Raw genomic sequence first — 7,092 nt, 5'->3', positions numbered from 1 at the left:
CATCCTCGATGAACCAGCTCGACGCCGCCACCCAGCAGAACGCCGCCATGGCCGAGGAAACCACGGCATCGGCCGAGACGCTGGCCAACGACACCGAGGACCTGCTCGACCTCATCCGCGGCTTCCGCATCAGCGACGGCCGCCAGGCACCGCAACAGCACAACAGCCGCCGCGCCGCCTGATCCACGCAGCGCCTCACGCCGGACGGATTTCAGACCGCCGGAGAAATCCGGCGGTTTTGCGTTGTGCGGCTTCAGCGACTGAAGAGCAGACGATCACGCAGCTTCTGGCTGTCTGCTATATAAAATCGTTCGAACCAGGCGGTCTCGCCTGGCCCTGGTGGCTTCGCAAGTTTGATGACGCCTTTACCCGCCTTGGCCGCGCCGGATTTCGGCACGCCTGCCTCTTCCATCTTTGTTCTGAAATGCAGATGATCGAACATCCGAAGCGCCTCGATGGCGTAGGCAGTGGCGACGCGCGCATTGCTGATCTGGATGAGATGGTCGCCATTGCCCTCTTCGCCGCTAAACGACAAATTGGAGGAACCGGCAAATAGCTTTGCGCTTGGCAAATCAAAGTCGGTCACCACAAATTTATGATGGATATTGATCCCCGCCTCCCCGGACCACTCCTCCTTGAAAGGCGTCGGAGCGTGGGCTCCGAGATATTTGAAATCCACCACGCCGTCGGATCCATCTGGCTTGACGAGCTTCAATCCGCTTTTGCGATTGACAACGCCGTAACTGAACAAAGGTTTGTCCAACAGCCTATCAAGGGCCTTGCGGATCGGTCCCTTTGTGTCCTGATTGAGGAATGCCACCGAATAGAAAATGCTCGACGTCGCCTGCTCGATGGCGCCCTCCAGCGGCGTAAGCGAGACGCTGCTGGTGCCGGGATGCGGCGAAAAACAAATGCGAACCGTCGATCCGTCGGGGGCCGTCAGGGCATGCCAGATCTTCGAAAGCGGGTCCGCCTCCAGAGCCTTCGGCCCGACGCGGGCGAGAGCGAACATCTGCGAAAACAGATTGACGGCCTCCGGCGCGCTGAAAAGCAGCATATTGTTGGCCTGGATATATAGGCCGCGGAACGAAAAGTTTGTCGATCCGCAGATGACGCGCTCGGCCACACCGTTGCGCTTCACGATAACAACCTTGTTGTGCTGCAACCCGTCGAAATGATGTCTGTGGACTTCCGCGCCTGCCGTTCTCAGTCGCCCTGCCGCCTGCGTCTCCGCGCTATCGGCTTTACCGTGGTCATCTGAATCGTCGATGACAATACGCAGTGTGGCCACTCCGCCGGCTGCACGGCGAGCGACTGTCTCAAGGCATGCAACCATGTCCGGCTCGTTGAGATCATAGGCCAACACATCAAGGGTCGTCGCAGCGTCCTGAGTGGCTTCGGCGAGGATACCGAACAGCAACTCAGTCGATTTCCCTCCCAGCCATTGATAGACGCCGTCGGGTGCCTTCGTCTTATCGAGCGACAGGCCATCCTTCGCCTTGTCGGGCAAAATCAGCTTGCGGCCGGCCCTGTCGGGAAAAGTGTCGGCAAAGGCTTGGGATGACGCGAAATTCCTGGTGAAACCGATGTCGACAAATCCAGGAACCGTTTCATCGAAGAGCTCGATGCCGACAGTTACCTGATCACCGGCGCGAAGCGCAGCCGCGGTCATGTGCATCATGGTAACCCGATAGGCATATTCACCCGGTTTTGGCTGATAGGGAAAATGGATCCACCGGAAGGTCTGCAGCGGGGCTTGCGAGGTCAGGTAATCCCGGTTGCCGGTAAGCGTCGTGCCCTGGGGATAGTCAAAAGCGAGCCGGTTACGCAGCCACTGAAAGCCTGCCGCACCCGGTGATTGCACCTCGATGGCAAAGCCAACAAAGTCCGGCGCGGGTTTCGGGTCAACATTCATGCCGATCAGGCACATTCTTTCACCGCGGCGAAGCTTCACCTTTAGCGCACCTGTCGCGCCCTCAACCTCGTGCACTGGCATGGACTCGCTCGCTAAAAAAATTTTGCGAGTAGCTGATTAACACAATTTTAAGTGGATGTCCTTTGGAAATGCGTCAGATTCGCAAAGATTGCCGGCCGCCTACCCAACTATCGATTGTCCTCGATGATCATTTCCGCGGCCTTTTCGGCGATCATGATCGTCGGCGAATTGGTGTTGCCGGACGTGATCGACGGCATCACCGAGGCATCGACGATCCGGAGTTTGCCGAGCGCTCTCAATTTCAGCCGTGGATCGACGACGCTGTCGCGGTCACCGCCCATCCGGCAGGTGCCAACGGGATGAAAGATCGTCGTGCCGATTTCGCCAGCCGCCCGTTCCAGATCGACATCGCTCTGATAGGACGGCCCGGGCTTGAATTCTTCCGGCTTGAAACGCGCGAAGGACGGCTGCGCCACGATCTTGCGCGTCAACCGGATCGATCGGATCGCGATGTCGCGGTCTCGCTGTGCCGTCAGATATTTAGGACTGATCGTTGGCGGAGCCGCAAAATCCGGGCTGCTCAGATGCACCGAGCCACGGCTCTCCGGCCGCAGATTGCAGACGCTCGCCGTGATCGCCGGAAAGGCATGAAGCGGATCGCCGAACTTGTCGAGCGAGACCGGCTGCACGTGATATTGCAGATCCGGCGTGTCCTTGTCGGAACCGGAGCGGGTGAAGATGCCAAGCTGGCTTGGCGCCATCGCCATCGGTCCCGAGCGCCGGACAAGATATTCGAGCCCGATCGCCGCCTTGCCGAACAAGGTCGTCGCTTTCTCGTTCAGCGTTGGCACGCCTGTGACCTTGTAGACGAGACGGAGCTGCAGATGATCCTGCAGGTTCTCGCCAATTCCGCTCACCTCGGCAACAACGTCGACACCCGCCCGCCGCAAGACCTCGCCCCGGCCAATACCGGAAAGTTCGAGGATATGCGGTGAACCGACGGACCCGGCGGACAGAATGGTTTCCTTCTTCGCATACACGCGCTTCGCAGTGCCGTCGTGCTGGAATTCGACGCCGCTGACAGCCCCTTCCTCAACAAGCAGTCGGCGCACCTGAGCCTTGGTCAGCACCGTCAGATTGCCACGCTTCATCGCTGGGCGCAAAAAAGCCTTGGCCGTATTCCAGCGAATGCCCGAGCGTTGATTGACATCGAAATAGCCTGAGCCCTCGTTGCTGCCGCGGTTGAAATCCGGCGTTTCCGGGATGCCGGCTTCCTTTGCAGCCGCTTGAAATGCGTCGAGCACCGCCCAGCGCACTCGCGCCTTCTCGACGCGCCATTCGCCACCTGAGCCGTGCATCTCGTCTTCGCCCCGATAGTGATCCTCAGACTTGCGGAAGAAGGGCAGCACGTCGTCCCAGCTCCAGCCGGCGCAGCCCATCTGCCGCCAGAGGTCGTAGTCGCGCGCCTGGCCGCGCATATAGATCATGCCGTTGATCGACGAGCTGCCGCCCAGCACCTTGCCTCTGGGGTAGCCGAGCGAGCGACCGTTCAGGCCCTCCTCGGGCGCCGTCGTGAAGCACCAGTCGGTGCGCGGATTGTTGATGCAATAGAGGTAGCCGACGGGAATGTGGATCCAGTGGTAGTTATCGTTGCCGCCCGCTTCCAAAAGCAGCACGCGGTTGTTGCGATCCTGCGAAAGCCGGTTGGCGAGTACGCAACCTGCACTGCCGGCGCCGATAATGATGTAGTCGTAGCGATCCATGTTCATGCCATTCGGCCAGCGTCAGCGGCGATAGACGAAACCCAGCTTCCGGCCGATCCAGGACGCGTAGAATTCCCCGATGATACCGCGGCGAAAGAGCAGCACGCAGACCATGAAGACGATGCCGGTAATGATCGTCACCGGAAATTCCGAAGTCGCGAGATAATTCTCCAGCGTCACCACAAGCCCCGCCCCGAAAAGGGGCCCGATTAATGTGCCGATGCCACCGAGCAGCGTCATCAGGATCACTTCGCCCGACATCTGCCATGTGACATCCGTCAGCGTCGCGAATTGGAAGACGATCGCCTTCACGGCACCCGCAAGCCCGGCAAGGGCCGCCGACATCACGAAGGCGCCGAGCTTGTAGCGCGCCACCGAATAGCCGAGCGATATCGCCCGGCTCTCGTTCTCCCGGATCGACTTCAGGATCATGCCGAACGGCGAATTGATGAAGCGCCAGATGATCAGCACCCCGATGATGAACACGCCAAGCACGAAATAATACATATTTGTCGAGCTGTTGAGATCGATGAAGCCGAACAGGTGGCCTCGCGGGACGGACTGAATGCCGTCCTCACCTTCCGTGAATTTGGCCTGCAGACAGAAGAAATAGAACATCTGCGACAGCGACAGCGTCACCATCGCGAAATAGATGCCCTGCCGCCGGATCGCGACGAAACCCATCACCACGCCGAGAAAGGTAGCACCGGCCACGCCGACAAGGATGCCCAACTCGGGCGGAAAGCCCCATTCCTTCACTGTATAGGCAGTGAAATAGGCAGCCCCGCCGAAGAAAGTGGCATGCCCGAAGGACAGCAGCCCGGTATAGCCAAGCAGTAGATTGAAAGCGCAGGCAAACAGTGCAAAGCACAAGAGCTTCATCAGGAAGATCGGATAGAAGAAGAATGGCGCCAGCACCAGCAGCAACAGCCCGACAATGAGAAATCCCGCCTGCACCGAGGCGGCGATGCCGCTCTTTTCCGTTGGGATCGTTTCGGTGATATCAGCCATCCTATGCATCCCGGCCGAAGAGGCCGGCGGGCCTGATGAGAAGTACGATCGCCATGATGACGAAGATCACAATGTTCGACGCTTCAGGATAGAATACTTTGGTGAGGCCTTCCGCGATACCGAGCAGATAGCCGGTGATGATCGCGCCCATGATCGACCCCATGCCGCCGACCACGACGACGGCAAAGACGACAATGATGATGTTCGACCCCATCAGCGGCGAGACCTGGTAGATCGGCGCCGCCAGCACGCCGGCGAAGGCAGCGATCGCGGCGCCCAACGCGTAGGTGAGCGTCAGCAGCACCGGCACGTTGACGCCGAAGGCCTGGACGAGGATCGTATTTTCCGTGGCGGCTCTGAGATAGGCGCCAAGCTTAGTCTTTTCGATCAACAGCCATGTGCCAACGCAGATGATGAGCGACATCACAACGACCCAGCCACGATAGATCGGAAGGAACATGAAGCCGAGGTTGGCTCCGCCGGCGAGTGCTGGCGGCGTCGCATAGGGCTGGCCCGACGAGCCGTAGAGGTAGCGGAAGGTGCCTTCGATCGTCAGCGCCATACCGAAGGTGAACAGCAGGCCGTAGAGAGGATCGAGATCGTAGAGCCTGCGCAGAAACAGCCGCTCGACCACGGCTCCCAGCAGGCCGACGATGATAGGCGCAAGGATCAGCGACGGCCAATAACCAATGCCTGCGTATGCAAGCAGCAGGTAAGCGACAAAGGCGCCGAGCATATATAGGGCGCCGTGCGCGAAGTTGATGACGCGCAGGAGGCCGAAGATGATGGCAAGGCCAAGGCTCAAGAGCGCATAGAACGAGCCGTTTATAAGGCCGATCAGCAACTGGCCGAGCAACGCTTGGACGGGAATGCCGAAGATCATCGTCATTGCCTACACCCCCAGCACTTTGTGCAATGTATCCATCCTGCCAGCCAGTTCACCGACCGGGAATTCGGAGACCATCTGCCCATGATCCATCAAATAGAAGCGATCAGCGATGCGACTGGCAAAGCGAAAATTCTGCTCGACGAGCAAGATAGTCATGCCGCGCTGTTTTAGCTTCTTCAACACGTCACCGATGCGCTGCACGATCACGGGCGCCAGGCCCTCCGTCGGTTCGTCGAGCAACAGCATTTTCACGCCGGTGCGCAGGATGCGCGCCATGGCCAGCATCTGCTGCTCGCCGCCGGAAAGCTTGGTGCCGGAGCTGTTGCGGCGCTCATAGAGATTGGGAAAGAGCTCGTAGATTTCGTCCACAGACATGCCGCCTTGAGCAACGACAGGCGGTAGCAGCAGGTTTTCGGAAACGGTCAAAGTCGCGAAGATGCCGCGCTCTTCCGGTACGAAGCCGATGCCCGTGTGGGCCGCCTTGTGTAGCGGCACCTGCATCATATTGTTGCCTGCAAAGCTGATCGTGCCTTTGCGGCTCCGGACAATGCCGACAATGGTGCGCAGGGTGGTCGTCTTGCCCACTCCGTTGCGGCCAAGGATGGTGACCGTTTCGCCCTCGCCGACATCCATGTCGACACCGTGCAGGACATGGCTTTCGCCGTACCATGCATTGAGGCCCCGAATGTCCAGAAGCGTGCCCATCAGCCCTCCTCCGTACCCATATAAGCCTCGCGTACACGAGGGTCCGCGCTCACTGTCGCATAATCGCCCTCCGCGAGGATTTCGCCACGCTGAAGCACGGTCACATAAGCGCAGATATCGGCGACGACGGAAAGATTGTGCTCGACCATCAGTACCGCACGCGACCGCGCGACCTCACGGATGATCCCGGAGACGACGCTGACATCTTCCTGTCCCATGCCCGCCATCGGCTCGTCGAGAAGCAATACTTTTGGATCGAGGGCCAGGGTCGTGGCGATCTCCAGCACGCGCTTGCGGCCGTAAGAGAGATCAGCCGCGAGCTGGTCTTGTTCCTTTGTCAGGCCCACGGACGCCAAAAGCTGTTCGGCGCGTTCGTTGAGCCGATCAAGCGCGGACATTGGCCGCCAGAATTGCGTGGCGAGATTGTTCGGTCGCTGGAGAGCGACACGCACATTGTCGCGTACCGTGAGATGCGGAAACACGGCGGAAATCTGGAAGGAGCGGACCAATCCCATGCGCGCCACCTTGTCAGGCGGCGTTTTCGTGATGTCGACGCCATTAAGCTTGATCGTGCCATCAGTCGGCTGCAGGAATTTGGTGAGGAGATTGAACACCGTCGTCTTGCCCGCGCCATTCGGTCCGATCAACGCATGCACGCTTGCATCATACACATCGAGATCGACATTCCTGACGGCCGTGAAGCCACCGAAATCACGGCGCAGGCCACGGGCGGAAAGGACCACCCGTGGCTTGTCTTCAGTTGGCATTGCCGAGACCGCCATGGTCTC

Annotated in this window: 7 protein-coding genes; 1 reads left to right on the top strand and 6 read right to left on the bottom strand. The window is 59.5% G+C overall.

The window, feature by feature from the left end:
- Positions 1 to 182: hypothetical protein (locus CPY51_RS32130; RefSeq protein WP_146260216.1), on the top strand; the 182-nt coding region annotated here is incomplete at its 5' end.
- Between the two features lie 71 nt (positions 183 to 253).
- Here CPY51_RS32130 and CPY51_RS32125 read toward each other — a convergent pair.
- From CPY51_RS32125 to CPY51_RS32100, 6 genes are all read right to left on the bottom strand, one after another.
- The gene (locus tag CPY51_RS32125) at positions 254 to 1,996 is read right to left on the bottom strand and encodes a phospholipase D-like domain-containing protein (RefSeq protein WP_111164415.1); all 1,743 of its coding nucleotides are present in this window, start codon (positions 1,994 to 1,996) and stop codon (positions 254 to 256) included.
- A 107-nt stretch (positions 1,997 to 2,103) separates the two neighbouring features.
- Positions 2,104 to 3,699 (bottom strand): GMC family oxidoreductase, encoded by a 1,596-nt coding sequence (locus tag CPY51_RS32120; RefSeq protein ID WP_111164418.1) that lies wholly within the window; start codon positions 3,697 to 3,699, stop codon positions 2,104 to 2,106.
- Between the two features lie 21 nt (positions 3,700 to 3,720).
- On the bottom strand, positions 3,721 to 4,710 hold the full coding sequence (locus CPY51_RS32115; protein ID WP_111164414.1) for a branched-chain amino acid ABC transporter permease: 990 nt from the start codon (positions 4,708 to 4,710) through the stop codon (positions 3,721 to 3,723).
- Position 4,711: 1 nt separating this feature from the next.
- The gene (locus CPY51_RS32110) at positions 4,712 to 5,599 is read right to left on the bottom strand and encodes a branched-chain amino acid ABC transporter permease (protein ID WP_111164413.1); all 888 of its coding nucleotides are present in this window, start codon (positions 5,597 to 5,599) and stop codon (positions 4,712 to 4,714) included.
- Positions 5,600 to 5,602: 3 nt separating this feature from the next.
- Entirely contained in the window at positions 5,603 to 6,304 is a 702-nt protein-coding gene (locus CPY51_RS32105) for an ABC transporter ATP-binding protein (RefSeq protein WP_111164412.1), read from the bottom strand.
- On the bottom strand, positions 6,304 to 7,086 hold the full coding sequence (locus CPY51_RS32100; protein WP_111164411.1) for an ABC transporter ATP-binding protein: 783 nt from the start codon (positions 7,084 to 7,086) through the stop codon (positions 6,304 to 6,306). The genes CPY51_RS32105 and CPY51_RS32100 overlap by 1 nt, the downstream gene beginning before the upstream one ends.
- Positions 7,087 to 7,092 lie beyond the last annotated feature (6 nt).

It is taken from the genome of Arminella tubonensis, from assembly GCF_003240585.1.
In the GTDB taxonomy this organism is placed as follows: domain Bacteria; phylum Pseudomonadota; class Alphaproteobacteria; order Rhizobiales; family Rhizobiaceae; genus Rhizobium; species Rhizobium tubonense.
This window is presented reverse-complemented; position numbering and strand designations above follow the sequence as displayed.

Bases quoted from the DNA above. Each gene is read 5' to 3' on its own strand.
- CPY51_RS32125 (WP_111164415.1), bottom strand. From the start codon at position 1,996: ATGCCAGTGCACGAGGTTGAGGGCGCGACAGGTGCGCTAAAGGTGAAG.
- CPY51_RS32120 (WP_111164418.1), bottom strand. From the start codon at position 3,699: ATGGATCGCTACGACTACATCATTATCGGCGCCGGCAGTGCAGGTTGC.
- CPY51_RS32115 (WP_111164414.1), bottom strand. From the start codon at position 4,710: ATGGCTGATATCACCGAAACGATCCCAACGGAAAAGAGCGGCATCGCC.
- CPY51_RS32110 (WP_111164413.1), bottom strand. From the start codon at position 5,599: ATGACGATGATCTTCGGCATTCCCGTCCAAGCGTTGCTCGGCCAGTTG.
- CPY51_RS32105 (WP_111164412.1), bottom strand. From the start codon at position 6,304: ATGGGCACGCTTCTGGACATTCGGGGCCTCAATGCATGGTACGGCGAA.
- CPY51_RS32100 (WP_111164411.1), bottom strand. From the start codon at position 7,086: ATGGCGGTCTCGGCAATGCCAACTGAAGACAAGCCACGGGTGGTCCTT.